Here is a 20,669-nt window from a genome sequence, read left to right on the forward strand (position 1 = left end):
TGACCATTCTAGACAGTGACCTGCGTGCCGACCTCGACCACGCGCCCCGTCGGGATCTGGAAGAAGTCCGTCGCGTCGTTGGCGTTGCGGGCGAGCGTGATGAACACCCGGTCCTGCCACAGCGGCATGCCGGACTGCGCCGCCGGGCGGATCGAGCGCCGCGACAGGAAGAACGACGTCGCCATGATGTCGAACTTGAAGCCCTGCTTGCGCAGGAGCGCCAGGCCCTTCGGGATGTTCGGCGATTCCATGTAGCCGAACTTCATCACGACCTTCCAGAAATGCGGGCCCATCGGCTCGATCCGGACCCGGTCGGCGTCGTTGAGGCGCGGCAGGTCGATGGTCTTGACGGTGAGCACGACGTTCTTCTCGTGCAGCACCTTATTGTGCTTCAGGTTGTGCAGCAGGGCCGCAGGCGCGGTCTCCGGGTCGCTGGTGAGGAAGACCGCCGTGCCGCGGACGTGGTGCGGCGGGCTCTTCTCCAGCATCGCGACGAGTTCGGTCAGCGGCACGTCGGTCTTGCGGGTCTTGTTGAACAGGATGGTGACGCCGCGCACCCAGGTCCACATCAGCAGCACCAGGCCGCCGGCGAGCAGCAGGGGCATGTAGCCGCCCTCGAACACCTTGAGCAGGTTCGAGGCCAGGAACAGCAATTCGACGGCGATGAACGGCACCATCACGGCGCCGGCGGCGAGCGGCGACCACTTCCAGACCCGCCACAGCACCAGGAAGGCGAGGCCGGCGGTGATCAGCATCGTGCCGGTGACGGCGATGCCGTAGGCCGAGGCGAGCGCCGAGGAGGAGCGGAACAGCACCACCAGGATCACCACGCCGACCATCAGCAGCGTGTTGATCTGCGGCAGGTAGATCTGGCCCGAATGCGCCTCCGAGGTGTGCCGGATCTCGAGCCGCGGCAGCAGGCCGAGCTGCACCGCCTGACGCGAGAGCGAGAAGGCGCCGGTGATCACCGCCTGGCTGGCGATGACGGTCGCCGCGGTGGCGAGCAGCACCATCGGCAGCAGGCCCCATTCGGGGACGAGCTGGTAGAACGGATCGGTCGTGTCGGGATTGGCCAGCACCAGGGCGGCCTGGCCGAGATAGTTGACGGCCAGCGCCGGCCCGACGAGGACGATCCAGGCGGTCTGGATCGGCCGGCGGCCGAAATGGCCGAGATCGGCGAACAGGGCCTCGGCCCCGGTCACCGCCAGGAAGACCGCGCCGAGGGCCACCAGCGCACCCGTGCCGTGGCCCAGCAGGTAATGCACCGCGTGCCAGGGATTGAGCGCCCACAGCACCTGCGGGGTGCGGGCGATGTGCGGCAGCGCTGCCAGCATCAGCACCGAGAACCACACCAGCATGATCGGGCCGAAGAACGTCGCCATCCGGGCGGTGCCCCGGCTCTGGACCAGGAACAGCGGCAGGATGATCGCGACGGTGATCGGCAGGACGTAGTGCTCGAGGGCGGGGGTGACGAGCTTCAGGCCCTCCACCGCCGACAGGACCGAGATCGCCGGGGTGATGATCGCGTCGCCGTAGAACAGGGCGGCGCCGAACAGGCCCAGCATGAACACGATGTGCGAGCCGCCCAGCGCCTTGCGGGCGAGCGCCATCAGCGAGAGGATGCCGCCCTCGCCCTTGTTGTCCATCTGCAGCAGCAGCAGGACGTACTTGATGGTGACGATGAGGACGAGCGCCCAGAGCAGCAGCGAGACGGTGCCGAGCACCTCCTCGCCGGTGAGCACGCCGTCGGCCCGGCCGGGGCCGAGCGCCTCTCGGAAGGCGTAGAGCGGGCTCGTGCCGATATCGCCGTAGACGACGCCGACGGAGCCGAGGAACAGCGTCCAGAAGCTCGCCTTGGCGTGGCCGTGGCCCTCGGCCTCGTCGACGCTGCCCGCCTTGGTGGGCGGCCCGCCGCTCGGCGGGGTGAGGGATTCGGGCGGCGCGACGGGTCCGCCCGTGGGTGCGGTCGACTGTGTCATGTCTGTTCGGGGATGCGCCCGCGGGCGGCCGGGATTGCCGCCAAGCGCGCTGATGGGCCGGGTGGCGGGCTCGAATCCGTATTGGCCCGGCGCGTCCGCCAGGCCTGATTGTGGCGAGATTGTAGCACGAGCCCGGGGGGGCGCAAGGCGGCCTGCGCCTGCCCCAGCGTTCACCCGCCCTGGCCGGATCTCTTACTCGGCGGCGCTGCGGCGCCCTTGCCCGAAGCGGCGCTCGATGTAGTCGATCACGATGCCCTCGAAGTCCTTGGCCAGCGTCGGGCCGCGCAGGGTCATCGCCTTCTTGCCGTCGATGAAGACCGGAGCGGTCGGGGTCTCGCCGGTGCCGGGGAGCGAGATGCCGATATCGGCGTGCTTCGACTCGCCCGGGCCGTTGACGATGCAGCCCATCACGGCGACGTTCAGCCCCTCGACCCCCGGATAGGTCTTGCGCCACTCGGGCATCGAGGTGGTGATCCAGTTCTGGATGTCGCGGGCGAGCTCCTGGAACACCGTCGAGGTGGTGCGGCCGCAGCCCGGGCAGGCGGCGACCAGCGGCACGAAGGTACGGAAGCCCATCGTCTGGAGCAGCTCCTGCGCCACCTTCACCTCGACGGTGCGGTCGCCGCCCGGCTCCGGGGTCAGGGAGTAGCGGATCGTGTCGCCGATGCCCTCCTGGAGCAGCACGCCGATCGCCGCGGAGGCCGCCACGATGCCCTTCGATCCCATGCCGGCCTCGGTCAGGCCGAGATGGATGGCGTAGTCGGAGCGGCGCGCCACCTCGCGGTAGACCGCGATCAAGTCCTGCACCGCCGAGACCTTGGCCGAGAGCACGATGCGGTCCTTCGGCAGGCCGATCTCCACCGCCCGGTCGGCGGAGAGGAGGGCGGACTGCACCATCGCCTCGCGCATCACCGCGCGGGCGTCGCGGGGCTTCGCCGAGCGGGCGTTCTCGTCCATCATGTGGGTGAGGAGCGCCTCGTCGAGGGAGCCCCAGTTGGCGCCGATGCGCACGGCCTTGCCGTAGCGGGCCGCCTGCTCGACGATGGTGCCGAACTGCAGGTCCTTCTTCTCCTTGAAGCCGACATTGCCCGGGTTGATCCGGTACTTGGCGAGCGCCTCGGCGCAGGCCGGATGGTCGGTCAGGAGCTTGTGGCCGATATAGTGGAAGTCGCCGACGAGCGGCACGTTGACGCCGATGCGGTCCAGCCGCTCGCGGATCTTCGGCACGGCGACCGCCGCCTCGTCGCGGTCGACGGTGATGCGCACGACCTCGGAGCCGGCCCGCGCCAGCGCCGCGACCTGCGCCACCGTCGCGTCGATGTCGGCCGTGTCGGTGTTGGTCATCGACTGCACGACGATCGGGGCGCCGCCGCCCATCACCACCGCGCCCTCGCCCTCACCGATCCGGACGCCGACGGTGCGGTGCCGGGGGCTCGGGCCGGCAATCTCCGGGGCAGCGGTCTCTCGCGCAGCGGTCTCTCGGGCGGCGTCCGCCGGGGCGGTCGCGGCGAGGGCTTCCATGGCTTCCATCGGATACCTTCGGGGGTCGTTCGCTAGAGTCTCGGGGTCGCTTCAGTCGCGGCGTGACAACCGTCTAGAGCATTTCCGGGCGCGGTGGAAATCGCTTCGTTCCGCGGAAAGGCGGGCGCGATCAACGGTGTGGGCCGACCGATCCTGGAATGCTGCACGGAAGGCCGCGACATCCTTGCCAAACCCCTTCCCGGGAGCGCCGACCTTCGATGCGAGACGAGTCGGGAACTCCCGCCGGGCATGTCCGGCCTCGGAGCACCGTCTTAGCTGATGGTGACGGCGGCACGCGTCAAGCGCGTGACGCCGCGCCACCCTGCGCGACGTTGCGGCGCACCATTTGATTTTGCAATGCACCACACCACATTCCCGGCATGACGGACACGACCTTACCCCAGCAAGCGGAGTCCCGCGGGGCGAATGTCCCCGAGGCGGCTCAAGAGGCCTTCGGTCATCCGGCCTCCGGCCCCGTTCAGGCTGTCTCCGGCCCGCTCGGCCGCGGCCTCGTCGGCCCCCGGGCCGAGAAGGCGATCGCCCTCGCCCTCCAGGGCGGCGGCGCCCACGGCGCCTTCACCTGGGGCGTGCTCGACGCCCTGATCGAGGATGGCCGCCTCGCCTTCGAGGCGATCACCGGGGCGAGCGCCGGCGCGATGAACGCCGTCGTGATGGTCGACGGCTGGCTGCGCGGCGGCCCCGACGGCGCCCGCGAGCGCCTGGAGGCGTTCTGGCGCGAGGTCAGCCTCGATGCCGACCTGCCGCAGGCGCAGCAGACCTTCGTCGACGGGGTGATGAGCTTCTGGAAGGCGACCCCGGTCGGGGCGTTCTGGAACGCCGTCGCCAGCCCGTACACGTCCAACCCGCTCAACATCAATCCGCTCAAGCGGGCTCTCGCCGACACGGTCGATTTCGAGGCTCTACGCCGGGACGGCCCGGCCGACCTGTTCATCTCGGCCACCAACGTCTGGACCGGCAAGATGGCGGTGTTCGAGCGGCCGGACCTCACGGTCGACCACCTGATGGCCTCGGCCTGCCTGCCGACGGTGTTCCAGGCGGTGGAGATCGACGGCGTACCGCACTGGGACGGCGGCTATCTCGGCAACCCGCCGCTCTATCCACTCTATCACGGCGCCCGCTCCCGCGACATCCTGCTCGTCCAGATCAACCCGGTCGAGCGCCGGACGACCCCCCGCAGCCCGGCCGAGATCCGCGACCGCCTCAACGAGATCACCTTCAACGGCAACCTGTTGCGCGAGCTGCGCGCGATCGACTTCATCGACGACCTGATCGAGGACGGCGTGCTCGGGCGCTCGAACGCCTACAAGCAGGTGCTCCTCCACCGCATCGACGGCAGCGGCGGCGCGCTCGAGGATGTCTCGGCCTCCTCGCGGCTGCGGGCGCAGTGGCCGTTCTTTCTCCACCTGCGCGATGCCGGGCGGGACGCGGCCAAGGCGTGGCTCGCCGAGTGCTACGACGCGGTCGGGCGCGAGAGCACGCTGGATCTCAAGGCGATGTATACCTGAGGCGGGACGGCGCAGCGATTCGGCAGGCCTGTCAGGGCCTGTCGAGCCGCCCGGACGGACCTTTACCTCCGGCTGGGCGGGATCGGAGCGAAAGCTGCCGGGGACGCGCCGGCCTGACACGGCCTCGTTCAGCCATCCTGCCCGCAGGTCGTTCGTCGCCATCCATCAGTCCCGCGATCCCTGCGCCAGCCACCCGCTCTTCCCAGAATCGGGCGTGGTCGCGACGCTGCGCGCCGTCGAGACCGATGACGGCGTGCCGGTGCCGGCCGGTTCGCGTGGCACGGTCGTGGCGGTCTGCGGTGGCGGCGCTGCCGATGAGGTCGAGTTCGCGCGCCCTGTCATCGGCAATTGCACGATCGATGCGGATCGTCTTCGCTCAGCCTCACGACGCCCCATCCGCGGTCGGTCTGGCGCACGGCGCCGGGCACGATCGCGAGATCGCTGATAATGGCGCATCCGATCCGGGCTCCCGGCGATGCGGGAGCAGGCTGGACCGAAGCGCCGGCATCCGTTGAAGGGTCGTCCGTGACCACCGGCGCGGGTCCCGACGGCTCGAGGCGCCACTTGGCTTGACGCCCTAAAATATTAGTGCAGCAATGGCTGAAACGCGCGGAGTGATCCGCCGCCGATCAAGGGCCGCCAGAGCCCACGCCATGAACGGGGGAAACATGACGATCACACGCCGCACGGCGGTCGCGGGATTCGCAGCCGGAGCCGGTCTCGCCTTCTCGGGGCGGGCCTGGGCGCAGCTTCCCCTGCCGAAATCGCCCGTCGTCGTCACCGTGGTCGACGTGGCGGGCAACCTCGCTCTGACCCAGAAGGCGATTGAGGCCTATCGCCGGGCAAAACCCGGCATCGTCTCGCGCTTCGCCTTCACCAAGGCGCCGGCGCCGGAACTGCCCTCGAAGCTCAAGGCGCAACAGGTGGCCGGCCGGGTCGACATCGACCTCGTGCTCACCGGCACCGACGGCATCGCCGCCGGCATCGAGCAGAAGCTCTGGATCGACCTGAAGCCCCATGCCGGCCAGCTGCCGAAGCCCGCCGACATCTACCAGCCCGCGGCGCTCCGGCTGAACCGCCTGGCGCAGGACCAGGGGCTCTGCGTCGCCTGGTACCCGTCGGGCCCGCTGATCGAGTACATGCCCGAGCGGGTGAAGACGGTGCCGACGACCGCCGACGAGCTTCTGGCCTGGGCGCGCCAGAACAAGGGCAAGTTCATGTATGCCCGCCCGGCCAATTCGGGTCCCGGTCGCACCTGGATCATGGGCCTGCCCTACATCCTGGGCGACACGAACCCGGCCGATCCGGACAAGGGTTGGGACAAGACCTGGGAATACCTGAAGGCGATCGGCGAGACGGTCGATTACTACCCGGGCGGCACGTCGCAGACGATGAAGGAGCTCGGCGAGGGCAGTCGCGACATCGTGGTCTCGACCACCGGCTGGGACATCAACCCGCGGGTGCTCGGCGTGGTGCCGGCCGAGGCGAGGGTCGGGTCCCTGAAGAACTTCCGCTGGGTGGCCGATGCCCATTACATGGCGGTGCCGAGGGGCGTGCCGGAGGAGAAGCTCGCGGTCGTCCTCGACCTGATGGCCTTCCTGCTCCAGCCGCCGCAGCAGGCCTACACCTACGACGAGGGCTACTTCTATCCCGGCCCCGCCGTGAAGGGCGTCACCCTCGACATGGCCCCGCCGGAGAGCCGGGCGGCGCTCAAGGAATTCGGCCGGCCGGAATACGACCGCATGATCGCCGAGACCCCGATCGAGATGCCGCTCGACGCCGACAAGCTGGTCGTGGCCTTCCGGCGATGGGACGAGCAGGTCGGCTCGGGCAAGAAGCGATAGACGGGACAACGTGGGAAGAGCCCGGAAAGAGGCTCCGCGGCAGGGGGAGATGACCGATGACGCTGTCTGACCGGGCGCCGCAGGACCTGCGCTTGAGCGGCCTGAGCCGCCGGTTCGGCGCGATGACCGCCCTCGACGGGCTCGACCTGACGATCAAGGGCGGCGAGTTCGTCGCCCTCCTGGGGCCGTCGGGATGCGGCAAGTCGACGGCGCTCAACTGCATCGCCGGTCTCCTGCCGCTCACCGGCGGGTCGATCCATCTCGGCGAGCGCCGGATCGACCGGCTCAAGCCCGAGGAGCGCGGCTTCGGCATGGTCTTCCAGAGCTACGCCCTCTTCCCGCACATGAACGTGGCGAAGAATGTCGGCTTCGGCCTCGCCATGCGGGGCGTCAAGGGAGCGGAGGCCGCCCGCCGGGTCGACGACGCGCTGGCCCTGGTGCGGCTGCAATCGCAGGCGGCGAAGCTTCCGGGCCAGATGTCCGGCGGCCAGCAACAGCGGGTCGCCATCGCCCGGGCGATCGTGATCGAGCCGCCGGTGGTGCTGATGGACGAGCCGCTGTCGAACCTCGACGCCAAGCTGCGCCTGGAGATGCGGGCCGAGATCCGCCGCATCCACGACGCCATCGGCTCGACCACGATCTACGTCACCCACGACCAGGACGAGGCCCTGTCGATGGCAGACCGGATCGTGGTGATGCGCGACGGGCGCATCCGTCAGGTCGGCACGCCGGAAGACCTCTACGAGCGCCCGGCCCATCCGGACGTCGCCGACTTTATGGGATTCCGCAATCGCCTGCGCGGCCGTGCACTCGCGGTGAGCGGCGAGCGAGCCGAAATCGAGATCTGCGGCACCCGCCTCGCCGGCACCCTGCGGGACGCCTTGAGCCCCGGCGCCCCCGCGGTCGCGGCGATCCGCCCGGAGGACCTGATTCCCGCCTCCGAAGGCCTGCCGGCCCGGGTCGCCAGCGTCGAGTATCGCGGCCGGGCCTTCTTCGGCACCGCCGTGGCGCAGGACGGCACCGAGCTGTTCTTCCGCTCCGACCGATTGGTGGCGCAGGACGAGCCGGTCCGCCTCGCCGCCGCCTCGCCCCGGGTCCTGGTCTTCCCCGGGGAGGCGGCGTGACCTCCACCTCGCTCCCTACGGCCGCGCCGGCCTCGGGCCGGGAGGAGGCGCCGCCGCTCTCGGTCCGCCTCGCCGCCCGGGGATTGGACGGCACCACGCTCCTGGTGGTGCCGGCGCTTCTCGCGATCCTCGGCCTGTTCGTCTATCCCTTCGCCTACGGGCTGGTGCTGTCGCTGCAGCCGAAGGCCGGCGCCTGGTGGGCGAACTATGCCCGCTTCTTCTCCGACCCGTTCCTGTACGACACGATCGGCGCCACCTTGCGCCTCGCGCTGCCGGTCACGGTGCTCAACCTGGCGCTCGCGGTGCCGATCGCACTCCGCGTGCGGCTGATGCGCCGCCAGCGCCTCCTCACCACGATCCTGGTCCTGCCGATCACGCTGGGCACCGTGCTGGTGGCGGAAGGCCTCTTGAACTTCCTCGGGCCGCAGGGCTGGTTCAACCGCTCGCTGGTCTGGCTCGGCGTGATCGCGGGTCCGCTCAAGCTCACCAACAATTACTGGGGCGTGTTCGCCTCGCTCCTCATCACCGGCTTCCCGTTCGCGTTCCTGCTGACGCTCTCCTCGGTCACCGGCATCGATCCCGCCCTGGAGCAGGCGGCGGCCACCCACGGGGCCAATGCCTGGCAGCGTTTCACGAAGGTCGTCCTGCCGCTGATCCTGCCCGGCCTCGCCGTGACCTTCTGCCTGTCCTTCGTCCAGGCCTTCTCGGTGTTCCCGTCCGCGGTGCTGCTCGGGGCGCCGGCGGGCGCGACGCGGGTGATCTCGATCGCGGCCTACCAGGCGGCGTTCGAGGACTACGATTACTCGCTGGCCTCGGCGATCGCGATGATCATGGGCGCCGTGCAGCTCGCCATCGTCGGCCTGCTGCTCTGGGGCCGCACGCTCCTCTATACCGGCCCGGTCGGGGGCACCAAGGGATGATCCGCGACACCGGTCCCGGCTCCCGCCTGTGGCGGATGGCGGTCTGGGCCGTCACGCTGCTGTTCTGCCTCAACCTCATGGCGATGATCGCCGCGGTGGTGCTCAACTCCTTCGCCACGCGCTGGCTCGGCACCTGGCTGCCGCTGGGCTTCACCACCCGCTGGTACGCCTCGGCCTGGGACGAGTTCCAGCTCGGCGAGGTGCTGGTCGTCACCCTGCAGGTGGTCTTCCTGGTGGTCCTTCTCTCCGGGCTTCTCGGGGTCGCGGCGGCCTACGCGCTGGCGCGGCGCGACTTTCCGGGCAAGCGGCTGGTGATGCTGGTCTTCCTGCTGCCCCTGCTGGTGCCGCCGATCACCTACGGCATCCCGCTCGCCACGGTGCTCTACCAGGCGGGCCTCGCCGGCACGCTCTGGGGCGTGGTGCTGGCCAACCTCGTGCCGAGCATACCCTTCGTGGTGCTGGTGATGATCCCGTTCATCGAGCAGATCGATCCGCGCATCGAGGCGGCGGCCCGGGTCTTCGGCGCCGGCACCCGCCAGCTCTTCCTGCGGGTGCTGCTGCCGCTCTTGGTCCCCGGCATCCTCGCCGCCCTGCTGCTGGTGCTGGTGCGCACGATCGCGATGTTCGAGCTGACCTTCCTGGTCGCCGGGCCGACGAGCCAGACCCTGGTGGTGGCGCTCTATTACGCGGTCTTCGCCGCCGGGGTGCGCGCCGGGCAGTCGATCGACGCGATGGCGGTCATCTACATGGCGGTGACGCTGGTCTGGCTGGTGATCGCGCTGCGCTTCGTCAACCCGACGCAGATCGTGGCGCGGGCGAAGCAGCAGGGGGCGTCGTGAGGCCCAAGGCCGGTCCCCCACGCGCGCCCGTTCCCGGGCCGTGACGGAACGAGGCTTCGGGCTGAACCCGGCCGGCGTGATCCGGAATCTCCCTCGAAGGCGAGGCCACCAAGCCCCACGGCTCATCCGCCGGGGACCGCTCAGCCGGTGAGCAACGGATATCGACGGCCGAAAGAAGACGACCTTTGGTTTCGTTCTCGAATCTCTGCCAAGCCCAAGGTCTCGGACTTCCGGGCCAGGCATCGAGAATTCGAGGTTGTTCAACGGCCCCGTCGATCCCGGGCTGGCCCGGAACCGGCGGGGCCGTCGGTATGACGGGTCGGTCTCGCTCGGACGAGGAGCGACCCGATCCCGCCTCAGCGACGCTCGTACAGGAGCCGCGCCCGGATCGTCCCGTCGATGGAGCGCAGCTCCTCGAGCAGGGCCTCCGGATCGACGTCGGTCGCGTCGGTCTCGACCACCACGTAACCGACCTCGCCGTCGGTCTGGTAGAACTGCGCCGCGATGTTGATCTGCTTGCGGGCGAAGGTCTCGTTGAGGCGCCCGAGCATGCCCGGCAGGTTGCGCTGCACGTGGATGAAGCGCAGGCCGGTCGGCCGGGCCGGCAGCTGCACCTGCGGGAAGTTCACCGCGCCCACCGTCGAGCCGATGTCGGAATAGTCGACGAGCTTGCGGGCCACCTCGGCGCCGATGCGCTCCTGCGCCTCCTCGGTCGAGCCGCCGACATGCGGGGTGAGGATGACGTTCTCGAGGCCCTGGAGCGGCGAGACGAAGCGCTCCTGGTTCGACTTCGGCTCCACCGGGAACACGTCGACCGCGGCCCCCCGCAGGTGGCCGTCCTTCAGGGCCGAGGCCAGGGCGTCGAGGTCGACCACCGTGCCGCGGGAATTGTTGATGAGGTAGGAGCCGGGCTTCATCGCCCGGATCTGCGCCTCTCCGATCATGTTGTGGGTCGAGGCGGTCTCGGGCACGTGCAGCGAGACCACGTCGCTCTGGGCCAGGAGCGCGTCGAGGCTGTCCACCGGCTCGGTGTTGCCGTGGCGCAGGCGGTCGGTGAGATCGTGGAAGATCACCCGCATGCCCATCGCCTCGGCGAGGTTCGAGAGCTGCGAGCCGATATTGCCGTAGCCGACGATGCCGAGCGTCTTGCCGCGCACCTCGAACGAGCCGTTGGCCGACTTGTCCCAGCCGCCGACATGGGCCGAGACCGAACGCGGCACGATGCGGCGGAGCAGCATCACGATCTCGCCGATGACCAGCTCGGCCACCGAGCGGGTGTTGGAGAACGGCGCGTTGAAGACCGGGATGCCGCGCCTGCGCGCCGCGTCGAGATCGACCTGGTTGGTGCCGACCGAGAAGCAGCCGACGGCCATCAGCCGGTCGGCGGCCTCGAAGGCGGCCTCGTCGAGCTGGGTGCGCGAGCGGATGCCGAGGATGTGCACGCCCTTGAGGGCCTGGCGCAGGTCGGCCGGGTCGAGGGCCTTGGTGAGCCGCGTGACGGTGACGTAGCCGGCCGCCTCCAGCAGCGCCACCGCGCTGTCGTTGATGCCTTCGAGCAGCAGGACGCGAATCTTGTCCTTGGGCAGTGAGAGCTTGTCGGCCATGGCGGGTCTTCTTGGCAGGTATTCTCGGAAACGGGATCGGACACCGCGGCAGGCGCGGATCCGTGCGCCGCGACCGATAGGAGAGCGCGCGACGCAACGCAACACGGGGTCCGGTCACACGGGCCTGCCCACGCGCAGGGCAGTGCTGCGCCCACCGCGCGGGCAATCCGCCCTGCGCATACCGGGACGACGCCGCGCCGGGCTCCGGGCCGCGGGGCGACCCCGTGCCCCCTTGCGGGGAGGGGCGGGCGGTGGTCCACCGGCTCCGTCCGTCACGGGAAGCCAGGAAGACACCCTCGATGCCCCTCACGCCCCGGATGCGCCGCGCCGCGATCCCGCTCCTCGTCTTCGTCCTCGGCCTCGCGGTTCTGGGGCTCGCCGCCAGCCTGATGCTCGGTCGCCCGGCCACCGGCACCAGCACGGTCGGCGGGCCGTTCACCCTGGTGAACCAGGACGGCCGCACCGTCACCGACCGGGATTTCGCCGGCAAGCCGCACCTGGTGTTCTTCGGCTTCACCCATTGCCCGGACATCTGCCCGACCACCCTGCAGCAGATCTCCGACGTGCTCGTGGCGCTCGGGCCGCAGGGCCGCGACGTGAAGGCGCTCTTCGTCACCGTCGATCCCGAGCGCGACAATCCGGCGGCACTCAAGGAATACCTGTCGAGCTTCGATCCTCGCATCGTCGGGCTCACCGGCTCGCCCGAGGCGGTGGCCGCCACCGTGAAGGCGTACCGGGCCTATAGCCGCAAGGTGCCGCTGAAGGAGGGCGATTACACGATGGAGCACACGGCGCTGGTCTACATCATGGACGGGCGCGGCAACTTCGTCGGCTCGCTCAACCTGATGCGCCCGGCCAAGGACGCCGCCGCCGAGGTGGCGCGCCAGCTCTGACGTCATTTCCGGACGGCGACGTCCGGAAATGACGTCACGAACCCGCGCGGCGCCGCCGCATCGCTCCGGTGCGCGAGGTGGCGGAGAGCCCGTGATCGGTCTTGTTCCAGCGGTAGGGCGCCAGCAACAGCTCCACCAGGGCGAGCCAGGCCGCCGCGCTGACGAGAGCGTAGTAGACCGGCAGCGCGATCACCCACGGGGCGAGGGTCCACCAGCCCCGCCGCCGGCAGCCGGCGAGCGCCGGCAGCCACATCGCGCCGAGGCCCGCGGCGAAGACGACGGCGCCCGTCCCCGTCACCAGGTTCGCGAGGGCGTCGGGCACCGCCGGCAGCGGGTCGGCGGTGATGTGCCAGGCCGCCAGCGCGATCCCGAACGGGTAGGCGAGGGCGCAGACGACGCTCCCCGGCACCATGGCGACCGCGCAGAGCAGGCCGAGGGGACCGAGGCGCCGGAGCGCCGCGACGGGATGCCGGCTGTGGGTGATCGTGGTCTGGACGAAGCCCTTCATCCAGCGAACGCGCTGGCGCAGCCACGGGCGCCAGAAGGCGGGCGCCTCCTCCAGGGTCGAGAGCGGCAGGTCGCCGACCCGGTAGCCGGCGAGGCTCAGGCGCATGCCGAGATCGGCATCCTCGGTGACGTTCCAGGCGTCCCAGCCGTGCAGCTCGCGCAAGACCTGCGTGCGGAAATGGGTGGTCGTGCCGCCGAGCGGCACTGGCAGGTGCGCCGCCGTCAGCAGCGGCAGCAGCACGTCGAAGAGCGCGGCGTATTCGAGGGTGAAGCAGCGGGCGAGCCAGGAATCCTCGGTGTTGTCGATCACCAGCCGGCCCTGCAGGCAGGCGAGCCGGTCGGAGCCGGCGCGGAACAAGGCGGTGGCGGCCCTGAGCTGGCCCGGATCCGGCACGTCCTCGGCGTCGTAGACCACCAGGTGCTCCCCGCGCGCGAGCGGCAGGGCGACGTTGAGGGCTCGCGGCTTGGTGCGGGGGAGGCCGGCCGGCGCCGTCACCACCTCGAACCGGCCCGGGAACGGCACCGCGGCCAGGGCCGCCGCGGTGGTGGCGTCGTCGGCCTCGATCACGAATTTGAGGTCGAGCTTCGAGACCGGGTAGTCGAGGCGGGCGAGCGCGCTCACCAGGCGCGGGACCACCTCGGCCTCGCGGTAGAGCGCCACCAGCACGGTGTAGACCGGCAGCTCCGCCTCCGGGACGGGAGGGGCCTCCGGCAGGGGTGTGGGCCGCAGCAGCGGGGCGGCGAGGCGAAACACGATCACCGCCAGGACCGTGAGGTTCAGGAGCGCCAGGGCGGCGAGCTGCAGCCAGGGGGCCGCGTCGAGGAGGAGCAAAGCCGCGGCGATGCCGAGCAGCAGGACGAGAACTTGCGCCGGATGCAGTCCCGGGCGATAGGCCCAATCGGGCGCGCGCACCTCCAGCGCCTCGGCGGCTCGGGCGGCGGCGCGGGGCCCGGCGGTGGCGAGCACCGTCGCGGCGAGCGCCGTCGGCGTGGTGAGGACGGCCCCGGGTGGCGCGCCGGCGGCGAGGAGCGCCGCCACGGCCCCCGGTGGCGGTGCCAGGACGACCTCTCCTGCCGCACCGATCGCCGCACCGAGGCGGACATCCTCCGGAAAGCGGGTTTCGGGATGCAGGACGAGGCCGGTGCCGCGAAACGGCCGGCCGAGGACCCGGGCGAGGGCGGCGTAGTAGTCGGCCTCGCTCATCAGGCCGGACCGCAGCAGGGCCGCGGCCGGCTCCGTCCCCTCCCGTCGTGCCAGGAGGGCGGCGTCGCGGACGATCGCGAGGTCGACGCCCTGGCCGAGCAGGAAGGCGAGCTCGCGGGGCAAGGCGATCGCGGCGCCCTGCGGGGACCGGACCTCGACGAACATCTAAAGGCCCTCGACGATGCCGGCTTCCTCCGGCGGAGGTTCGTGATACGAGACCCTATGGCTCTCCCAGTCCCCGCGACAGCGTCGCGCTTCGCTGCCCACGGATTTCTCGCGAACGTGGCGCGAATGCCGCTGCGTCATGTCCGGTCTGTGCTGGCCGCCCTTTCGGTGCTGCTGGCCGTGCCGGCCCTCGCCGCCGAACCGGTGACGATCCCGAACTTCTGGAACCCCCGCGCCCGGCTGGAGCGGCCGGAACCGCTCCAGACCACGCGACCGGTGCGCTTCCTCACCGACGACGAATATCCGCCGCTGCACTTCGCCGGGCCGGACGGCAACCCGACCGGCTTCGCGGTGGAACTGGCCCGGGCGGCCTGCGAGAAGCTCGGCGTGACCTGCACCGTGCAGGCGCGCCGCTTCGACACGCTGCTCGACGCGCTCCAGGCCAACCAGGGCGACGTGGTGGCGGCGGCCGTTCCGCTCACCGCCGCCTTGCGGGCGGATCACCGGGCGACCCGGCCGTATTTCCGCTGGCCCGCCCGCTTCGCGGTACGGGGCGACAAGGGCCTGCCGGTGCCGGACGCCAAGGTGATCGGCGAGCATCCGACCGGTGTCGTCTCGGGCACGGCGCACGAGGCCTATCTCCGCCGCTTCTTCCACGTGACCCCGAAAGCCTACCCGGACCTCGCCACCGCCGAGGCGGCCCTGCGCCGTGGCGAGATCGAGTACCTGTTCGGCGACGGGCTGGCCCTGGCGCTGTGGATCGGCGGCACCGATGCGGCGGGGTGCTGCGCCTTCTCGGGCGGCGACTACCTGGAGAACCGCTATTTCGGCGAGGGCATCGGCTTCGTCACCCGCAAGGAGGACGAGGTCCTGGCCCGCGCCCTCGACGACGCGCTCCAGCGCCTGTGGGACGAGGGGAAATACGCCGAACTGTACCTGCGGTTCTTCCCGGTCAGCCCGTTCTGAGCGGAGGGCCGTCAGGTCTTCCGCGGCACGAAGGGATGCGTGCTCGACAACCCACCGTCGACCGCGAGCGCCTGGCCGTTGACGTAGGATGCCTCCTCGCTCGCCAGGAACAGGGCGGCGGCGGCGATCTCCTCCGGCAGGCCCGCCCGGCGCGTGGGATTGAGCTGGCCGATGCGATCCGCCTTGCCCTTCGCCCGCGCCGCGGCGAACAGTCCTGCCGTCATGCCGGTCTCGATCAGGCCGGGGCAGACCGCATTGATCCTGAGGCCCGTCCCCGCGAAGGCGTCGGCGGCGGTCTGGACCAGGCTGATCACCCCGGCCTTGCTGGCGCTGTAGGCCGCGCCCGCCGCGTTGGCGCGCAGGCCCGCGACGGAGGCGGTGCAGACGATCGCCCCACCGCCGTGACGCAGGAGGAGGGGGCCGCCATGCTTGATCGCCAGGAAGGCGCCGATCAGGTTGACGCGCAGCACCTCCTCCCAGAGGTCCACGCTCTGCTCGGTGAACGGCACGGTGCCGCCGCCGATCCCCGCATTGGCGTGGATCGCGTCGAGCCGGCCGAAATCCCGCTCGGCCGCCGCGAGGAAGCCGGTCACGTCCGCCTCGCGGCCGGCATCCGCCGTGAGCGCCCGGGCCCGGCCGCCCTCAGCGGCGATGAGCGCCGCGGTCTCCTCGGCGCCGGCTGCATCGCGATCGACCACCGCGACCGCCGCGCCCTCGCGGGCAAAGAGCAGGGCGGAGGCGCGGCCGATGCCGCTGCCGGCGCCGGTGACGAGGACGGCCTTGGCCGTGAATCGTGCCATCGCGCGCTCCTCCCGCCGGGATTGTCTCACGCGACCGTGTAGCCGCCATCGATCACCAGGACCTGCCCGGTGTGGTAGGCCGACGCCTCGCTCATCAGGTAGACGGCGATGCCGCCAAAGTCCTCCGGCCGGCCGAAGCGGCGGGCGGGGATCCGCGGCAGGTTCAAGGTCACGAATTTCTCGTTCGCCATCAGGCCGGCGGTCATGTCGCTCTCGATCCAGCCCGGCAGGATCGCGTTCGCCGTCACGCCGTAGCGGGCGAGTTCCACCGCCAGCGCCCGCACCATCGCGTTGAGCGCCCCCTTGGTGGCGCCGTAATGCTCGTTGCGCGCCGCTCCCAGGAGCGAGGCGACGCTCGACGTGGCGACGAGGCGCCCGAACGCGTCGCCGGCTCCGGCCCGCTCGGCCATGTGCCGGGCTGCGACCTGGAAGCTCGCCACCACCCCGTCGAGATTGACCGCGAAGGTCTGCCGCCACTCCTCCGCGTCCCGCTCCAGGAACGAGCGCCGCCCGCCGCCGGCCATGCCGGCATTGGCGAACATCCCGTCGACCCGGCCGAAGCGGGACAGCGTCGCGTCGAAGGCGCGCTGCACCGCTTGGGGGTCGGCGACGTCGCAGATCTCCGCCGCGACCGGGCTGCCCGTGGTTTCGAGGCGTTCGAGGGCCTGCCGGTTCTTCTGCGCGTCGCGGCCCCAGATCGAGACCGCGCAGCCGGCCCCGGCCAGGGCCTCGGCCATCCCGAGCCCGATGCCGCCATTGCCGCCGGTGACCACGGCCACCCGGCCGGTGAGATCGAACATGCCCGCCATGGGTCCTCCCGTGGCGCCATCCTCCTTTGGGATCCGCCGACGCGACGATTGCGGATGGGGGCGGCGCCAGGGTGAAGCCTTCCCCAAAGAGGCGGGCGGGGCAAGCTCCCTCTGCCGGCTCGCGCGGCGCGATCCCGGTGAGTCGCCTGCCGGTGCCGGACGTGGGCATCTGGATCGATGCCGGACTCAATCGCCGGCACGCTCGCCCGTCTGCAGGATTTACCAGCGTGAGCAACGCAAGCAATGGCTGAACGACGCGCTGATCTTCCTGACGGCCGCATGCGCCGGCATCCCCGTGCCGACCGCCGACCGCGGCGATTACGACGTGATCCAGCAACTCGCGCCGGAAGGTCGGTTCGTTTCATTCGATCTGTAACAGCCTGCCCGCCGGTGACGACGGCGCTCCAGCCACACGCGTCGGACGCATGGCCCACCCCGCCCACTCCGCCTTGCACTCCGCCGCCCACGGCCAAATCTTGAATGACAGCAGGGGACACGCACTCACACATCCGGGACCCGCCGATGCCGCCACTCTCCGTCCTCGACCTCGCGCCGATCCCGCAAGGGTCCACGCCCGGCGACGCGTTGCGCAACACCCTCGACCTCGCGCAGCACGCCGACCGGTGGGGCTTCACCCGCTACTGGGTCGCCGAGCACCACAACATGACGGGCATCGCCAGCGCCGCAACCTCGGTGGTGGTGGGCTACATCGCCGGGGGCACGCACCGGATCCGGGTCGGGGCGGGCGGCATCATGCTGCCGAACCACTCGCCGATGGTGATCGCCGAGCAGTTCGGCACGCTCGCCGAGCTCTATCCGGGCCGCATCGATCTCGGCCTCGGCCGGGCGCCGGGCACCGACCAGCGCACCTTGCGGGCGCTGCGCCGCGATCCGTCGGCCTCCGACCACTTCCCGCAGGACGTCCTGGAGCTCCAGACTCTCCTCGGGCCCCTCGATGCCGGCCGGGTGATCCAGGCGGTGCCGGGCACGGGCACCAACGTGCCGCTGTGGATCCTCGGCTCCAGCCTGTTCGGGGCGCAGCTCGCGGCGATGCTGGGCCTGCCTTACGCCTTCGCGTCGCATTTCGCTCCCGACGCCCTGATGCAGGCGCTCGAGGTCTACCGCGCCCGCTTCGAGCCCTCGGCACAACTGGCCAAGCCCCACGCCATGGTGGGCGTCAACGTGATCGCGGCCGAGACCGACGGCGAGGCGCGGCGGCTGTTCACCTCGGCGCAGCAATCCTTCACCAACATCTTCCGCGGCACGCGTGGCCAGCTGCCGCCGCCGATCGACGACATCGAGACCTACTGGTCGGGCCACGAGAAGCTGCAGGCCTCCGGCATGCTGGCCTGCTCGGTGGTTGGCTCGCCCGAGACGGTGCGCCAGGGCCTCGCGGCCATCGCGGCCCGCACGCAGGCCGACGAGCTGATGGTGGCGGGCGCGATCTACGACCACCGGGCACGGCTGCGCTCCTACGAGATCCTGGCGGATCTCCAGCGGGCCGAGGCGCCGGCGCGCGAGCCCGCCCACGCATAACGAATCGTCCCGCGTTGACCCTCGGGAGCGCGGCCCATAGGGTGCCGGGCTTCCTTCCACGCTCACCGGAAGGCCGCCCTCGCGCGGCCTCGACACGCAATGCCCGCATTCAGCATCGATCCCGCCCTGGCGGAGGCCGCCGCCTCCGCGTCCGCCTGGCCCTTCGAGGAGGCGCGCAAGCTCGTCGCCCGGCTGGAACGGACGGGCAAAGGCGAGGTGCTGTTCGAGACCGGCTACGGCCCCTCGGGCCTGCCGCATATCGGCACCTTCGGCGAGGTCGCCCGCACCTCGATGGTGCGCCACGCCTTCCGGACGCTGACCAACGACAGCGTGCCCACCCGCCTCGTCGCCTTCTCGGACGACATGGACGGGTTGCGCAAGGTGCCGGAGAACGTGCCGAACAAGGCGCTGCTGGCGGAAAACCTCAACAAGCCGCTGACCGCGGTGCCTGATCCGTTCGGCACCCATGACAGCTTCGGCGCCCACAACAACGCCGAACTGCGCCGCTTCCTCGATTCGTTCGGCTTCGACTACGAGTTCCTGTCCGCGACCGAGTGCTACCGCTCGGGCCGCTTCGACGCGACGCTGCTGCGGGTCCTGGAGCGCTACGACGCCGTGATGGCGGTGATGCTCCCCTCGCTGCGCGCCGAGCGCTCCGCCTCCTACTCGCCGTTCCTGCCGCTCCACCCGGTCACCGGGCACGTGATGCAGGTGCCGATCGACGAGGTGAAGGTGTCCTCCGGCACCATCGTGTGGCGCGATCCGCAGACGGGCGAGGCCTACGAGACCCCGGTCACCGGCGGCCATGCCAAGCTGCAATGGAAGCCCGACTGGGCGATGCGCTGGGTGGCGCTCGGCGTCGATTACGAGATGGCCGGCAAGGACCTGATCGATTCCGTCAAGCTCTCCGGGCAGATCGCCCGCGCGCTCGGCGCCGAGCCGCCGGAGGGCTTCAACTACGAGCTCTTCCTCGACGAGAAGGGCCAGAAGATCTCGAAGTCGAAGGGCAACGGCCTCACGATCGACGAGTGGCTGGCCTACGGCACGCCCGAGAGCCTCGCGCTGTTCATGTACAACAAGCCGCGGGAGGCCAAGCGCCTGCACTTCGACGTCATCCCGCGCCACGTCGACGACTACCTGTCGTTCCTGGAGAAGTTCCCGGGCCAGGAGCCCAAGCTGAAGCTCGGCAACCCGGTCTGGCACCTGCATGCGGGCGCGCCGCCGCAGCCGGAGCGGGTGGGGGAGGGCGGGGCGATCCCGTTCGCGATGCTGCTCAACCTCGTGGCGGTGGCCAATACCGAGGATCCGGCGGTTTTGTGGGGCTTCATCCGCCGCTACGCCCCCGAAGCCTCGCCCGAGACGCATCCGCGCCTCGACCGGCTGGTCCGCCACGCCGTGCGTTACTTCCGGGATTTCGTGCGCCCGCAGAAGACCTACCGGGCCCCGAGCGCGGAGGAGACGGCGGCCCTCGCCGACCTGTCGGAGACGCTGGCCGCCCATGCCGGCTCGACCGATCCGGAGGCGTTGCAGGCGGCGGTCTACGAGGTCGGGCGGCGCCACTTCCCCGACCTGTCGGGCAAGTCGAAGAGCCCGGACGGGCGGCCCGGCGTCGCCCAGACCTGGTTCACCACGCTCTACGGCATCCTTCTCGGCGAGGCGCGGGGCCCGCGCTTCGGCTCCTTCGTCGCCCTCTACGGCGTCGAGGAGACCCGCGCGCTGATCGCCCACGCCCTCTCGGGTGCGCTCGCCGACGAGCATGCCGCCTTCCTGGCGAGCCGGAGCGCCCCGGAAGCGGCCTGACCGTCCACGTGCCCCCGCCGCGAAGCGGGGGCCGTCCCCACGTTGTCCCCATCCGCCCGCCCGTTTACCTTGGCAGCAGGGAATCGGTGGTGGTATGGAACAGAACAGGAACAAACGTCCCGGGACACCGTCATGCGCGCCGTGATGCCGCTTCTGCTCATCGCCCTGTCGGGTCCGACGCAAGTCACCGAGACCCGTGCCATCGAGGTGGCGCGGCCGGCCCGCGAGGCGACGGCGATCACACGGCTGAAGGGCTGCCTGGCGCGGGAATCCGCCGCCGCGCGGATCCGTCACGAGACGCCGGAGCATTTCGCCGTACGGGCCCAGCACATCTGCTTGCCGGCCAAGCGCGAGGCCGCGCGGGCGAAGGCGGTGGCCCTCGTCGCCGCCGGATTCACTGAGGCGCCGGACCTCGTCGGCGCCGTCGAGCAGCTGCTCTCCGACCACGAGCGCGAGACCGCCGAGGCTTATGCCCGCAGTCTCGGCCGCCGGCGGGTCGCCGGCACCCCCTGAGACGACACCGGACTTGATCAACCGGCGCTAACCCTCTAAGCGGGCCGCGCCTTCCGCCCGGCTGGACGTCGTGGGCGGGCTTGCCGCAGGTGATGGATATGGCCAAGGAAAAGTTTTCG

General features: G+C 70.8%; 17 protein-coding genes. 11 read left to right on the forward strand and 6 right to left on the reverse strand.

The genetic code is table 11. The annotated features are described in order from the left end of the window. Nucleotides 1-8: 8 nt before the first annotated feature. Both VQ03_RS24155 and ispG read right to left on the reverse strand, forming a co-directional pair. Nucleotides 9-1,979 carry a potassium transporter Kup gene (locus tag VQ03_RS24155; protein ID WP_048453451.1) on the reverse strand — a complete coding sequence of 657 codons (1,971 nt, stop codon included), beginning with the start codon at nt 1,977-1,979 and terminating at the stop codon, nt 9-11. Nucleotides 1,980-2,171: 192 nt separating this feature from the next. Beyond that, nucleotides 2,172-3,509, reverse strand: a complete 1,338-nt coding sequence (gene ispG, locus VQ03_RS24160) for a flavodoxin-dependent (E)-4-hydroxy-3-methylbut-2-enyl-diphosphate synthase (protein ID WP_048453452.1) — start codon at nt 3,507-3,509, stop codon at nt 2,172-2,174. A 371-nt stretch (nt 3,510-3,880) separates the two neighbouring features. On the opposite strand from ispG, the gene VQ03_RS24165 reads away from it, so the two are divergent. The 5 genes from VQ03_RS24165 (at nt 3,881) to VQ03_RS24185 (ending at nt 9,753) form a co-directional block, all read left to right on the forward strand. Further along, nucleotides 3,881-5,026 carry a patatin-like phospholipase family protein gene (locus VQ03_RS24165; protein WP_048453453.1) on the forward strand — a complete coding sequence of 382 codons (1,146 nt, stop codon included), beginning with the start codon at nt 3,881-3,883 and terminating at the stop codon, nt 5,024-5,026. Between the two features lie 668 nt (nt 5,027-5,694). Next, nucleotides 5,695-6,870, forward strand: a complete 1,176-nt coding sequence (locus VQ03_RS24170; RefSeq protein ID WP_048453454.1) for an extracellular solute-binding protein — start codon at nt 5,695-5,697, stop codon at nt 6,868-6,870. A 56-nt stretch (nt 6,871-6,926) separates the two neighbouring features. After that, a complete protein-coding gene (locus tag VQ03_RS24175; protein ID WP_048453455.1) occupies nt 6,927-7,994 on the forward strand; it encodes an ABC transporter ATP-binding protein in 1,068 nt (355 codons plus the stop codon). Further along, the gene (locus VQ03_RS24180) at nt 7,991-8,914 is read left to right on the forward strand and encodes an ABC transporter permease (protein ID WP_048453456.1); all 924 of its coding nucleotides are present in this window, start codon (nt 7,991-7,993) and stop codon (nt 8,912-8,914) included. The genes VQ03_RS24175 and VQ03_RS24180 overlap by 4 nt, the downstream gene beginning before the upstream one ends. Then, a complete protein-coding gene (locus VQ03_RS24185; protein ID WP_048453457.1) occupies nt 8,911-9,753 on the forward strand; it encodes an ABC transporter permease in 843 nt (280 codons plus the stop codon). Before VQ03_RS24180 ends, VQ03_RS24185 begins: the two co-directional genes overlap by 4 nt. 356 nt (nt 9,754-10,109) lie before the next feature. Here VQ03_RS24185 and serA read toward each other — a convergent pair whose 3' ends face one another. Continuing rightward, the gene (serA, locus tag VQ03_RS24190; protein ID WP_048453458.1) at nt 10,110-11,357 is read right to left on the reverse strand and encodes a phosphoglycerate dehydrogenase; all 1,248 of its coding nucleotides are present in this window, start codon (nt 11,355-11,357) and stop codon (nt 10,110-10,112) included. Between the two features lie 299 nt (nt 11,358-11,656). Here serA and VQ03_RS24195 point away from each other — a divergent pair, with 299 nt between their 5' ends. Beyond that, nucleotides 11,657-12,250 (forward strand): SCO family protein, encoded by a 594-nt coding sequence (locus tag VQ03_RS24195; RefSeq protein WP_083468191.1) that lies wholly within the window; start codon nt 11,657-11,659, stop codon nt 12,248-12,250. A 34-nt stretch (nt 12,251-12,284) separates the two neighbouring features. Here the strand turns inward: VQ03_RS24195 and VQ03_RS24200 are convergent, their stop codons facing one another. Then, complete coding sequence (locus tag VQ03_RS24200; protein WP_048453459.1) at nt 12,285-14,126, reverse strand: glycosyltransferase family 2 protein; 1,842 nt, start codon at nt 14,124-14,126, stop codon at nt 12,285-12,287. A 126-nt stretch (nt 14,127-14,252) separates the two neighbouring features. Here VQ03_RS24200 and VQ03_RS24205 point away from each other — a divergent pair, with 126 nt between their 5' ends. After that, nucleotides 14,253-15,092 carry a transporter substrate-binding domain-containing protein gene (locus tag VQ03_RS24205; RefSeq protein ID WP_048453460.1) on the forward strand — a complete coding sequence of 280 codons (840 nt, stop codon included), beginning with the start codon at nt 14,253-14,255 and terminating at the stop codon, nt 15,090-15,092. Between the two features lie 11 nt (nt 15,093-15,103). Here VQ03_RS24205 and VQ03_RS24210 read toward each other — a convergent pair whose 3' ends face one another. Further along, nucleotides 15,104-15,892, reverse strand: coding sequence for an SDR family NAD(P)-dependent oxidoreductase (locus VQ03_RS24210; protein ID WP_048453461.1), 789 nt, complete (start codon nt 15,890-15,892; stop codon nt 15,104-15,106). A gap of 26 nt (nt 15,893-15,918) precedes the next feature. Next, complete coding sequence (locus tag VQ03_RS24215) at nt 15,919-16,701, reverse strand: SDR family NAD(P)-dependent oxidoreductase (protein WP_048453462.1); 783 nt, start codon at nt 16,699-16,701, stop codon at nt 15,919-15,921. Between VQ03_RS24215 and VQ03_RS33285 the strand changes: the two genes are divergently transcribed. The 4 genes from VQ03_RS33285 to VQ03_RS24230 all read left to right on the forward strand — a co-directional run bounded on the left by VQ03_RS33285 (nt 16,691) and on the right by VQ03_RS24230 (nt 20,550). Next, nucleotides 16,691-17,077, forward strand: coding sequence for a hypothetical protein (locus tag VQ03_RS33285; protein WP_157064236.1), 387 nt, complete (start codon nt 16,691-16,693; stop codon nt 17,075-17,077). The two genes, VQ03_RS24215 and VQ03_RS33285, sit on opposite strands and share 11 nt — an antisense overlap. A 146-nt stretch (nt 17,078-17,223) precedes the next feature. Next, nucleotides 17,224-18,237: an LLM class flavin-dependent oxidoreductase gene (locus tag VQ03_RS24220; RefSeq protein WP_048453463.1), complete on the forward strand. Its 1,014-nt coding sequence runs from the start codon at nt 17,224-17,226 to the stop codon at nt 18,235-18,237. A gap of 99 nt (nt 18,238-18,336) precedes the next feature. Continuing rightward, nucleotides 18,337-20,037 carry a lysine--tRNA ligase gene (locus VQ03_RS24225; RefSeq protein WP_048453464.1) on the forward strand — a complete coding sequence of 567 codons (1,701 nt, stop codon included), beginning with the start codon at nt 18,337-18,339 and terminating at the stop codon, nt 20,035-20,037. 132 nt (nt 20,038-20,169) lie between these two features. Next, on the forward strand, nt 20,170-20,550 hold the full coding sequence (locus VQ03_RS24230; RefSeq protein WP_048453465.1) for a hypothetical protein: 381 nt from the start codon (nt 20,170-20,172) through the stop codon (nt 20,548-20,550). The last annotated feature ends 119 nt before the right edge of the window (nt 20,551-20,669 follow it).

The sequence above is a fragment of the Methylobacterium tarhaniae genome (assembly GCF_001043955.1).
Taxonomy (GTDB): domain Bacteria; phylum Pseudomonadota; class Alphaproteobacteria; order Rhizobiales; family Beijerinckiaceae; genus Methylobacterium; species Methylobacterium tarhaniae.

Excerpts from the sequence above, each read along its gene's own strand:
- VQ03_RS24215 (WP_048453462.1), bottom strand. The coding sequence starts at position 16,701 with ATGGCGGGCATGTTCGATCTCACCGGCCGGGTGGCCGTGGTCACCGGC.
- VQ03_RS24155 (WP_048453451.1), bottom strand. The coding sequence starts at position 1,979 with ATGACACAGTCGACCGCACCCACGGGCGGACCCGTCGCGCCGCCCGAA.
- VQ03_RS24230 (WP_048453465.1), top strand. The coding sequence starts at position 20,170 with ATGCGCGCCGTGATGCCGCTTCTGCTCATCGCCCTGTCGGGTCCGACG.
- ispG (WP_048453452.1), bottom strand. The coding sequence starts at position 3,509 with ATGGAAGCCATGGAAGCCCTCGCCGCGACCGCCCCGGCGGACGCCGCC.
- VQ03_RS24195 (WP_083468191.1), top strand. The coding sequence starts at position 11,657 with ATGCCCCTCACGCCCCGGATGCGCCGCGCCGCGATCCCGCTCCTCGTC.
- VQ03_RS24170 (WP_048453454.1), top strand. The coding sequence starts at position 5,695 with ATGACGATCACACGCCGCACGGCGGTCGCGGGATTCGCAGCCGGAGCC.
- VQ03_RS24200 (WP_048453459.1), bottom strand. The coding sequence starts at position 14,126 with ATGTTCGTCGAGGTCCGGTCCCCGCAGGGCGCCGCGATCGCCTTGCCC.
- serA (WP_048453458.1), bottom strand. The coding sequence starts at position 11,357 with ATGGCCGACAAGCTCTCACTGCCCAAGGACAAGATTCGCGTCCTGCTG.
- VQ03_RS24210 (WP_048453461.1), bottom strand. The coding sequence starts at position 15,892 with ATGGCACGATTCACGGCCAAGGCCGTCCTCGTCACCGGCGCCGGCAGC.
- VQ03_RS24225 (WP_048453464.1), top strand. The coding sequence starts at position 18,337 with ATGCCCGCATTCAGCATCGATCCCGCCCTGGCGGAGGCCGCCGCCTCC.
- VQ03_RS24165 (WP_048453453.1), top strand. The coding sequence starts at position 3,881 with ATGACGGACACGACCTTACCCCAGCAAGCGGAGTCCCGCGGGGCGAAT.
- VQ03_RS24175 (WP_048453455.1), top strand. The coding sequence starts at position 6,927 with ATGACGCTGTCTGACCGGGCGCCGCAGGACCTGCGCTTGAGCGGCCTG.
- VQ03_RS33285 (WP_157064236.1), top strand. The coding sequence starts at position 16,691 with ATGCCCGCCATGGGTCCTCCCGTGGCGCCATCCTCCTTTGGGATCCGC.
- VQ03_RS24185 (WP_048453457.1), top strand. The coding sequence starts at position 8,911 with ATGATCCGCGACACCGGTCCCGGCTCCCGCCTGTGGCGGATGGCGGTC.
- VQ03_RS24220 (WP_048453463.1), top strand. The coding sequence starts at position 17,224 with ATGCCGCCACTCTCCGTCCTCGACCTCGCGCCGATCCCGCAAGGGTCC.
- VQ03_RS24205 (WP_048453460.1), top strand. The coding sequence starts at position 14,253 with ATGCCGCTGCGTCATGTCCGGTCTGTGCTGGCCGCCCTTTCGGTGCTG.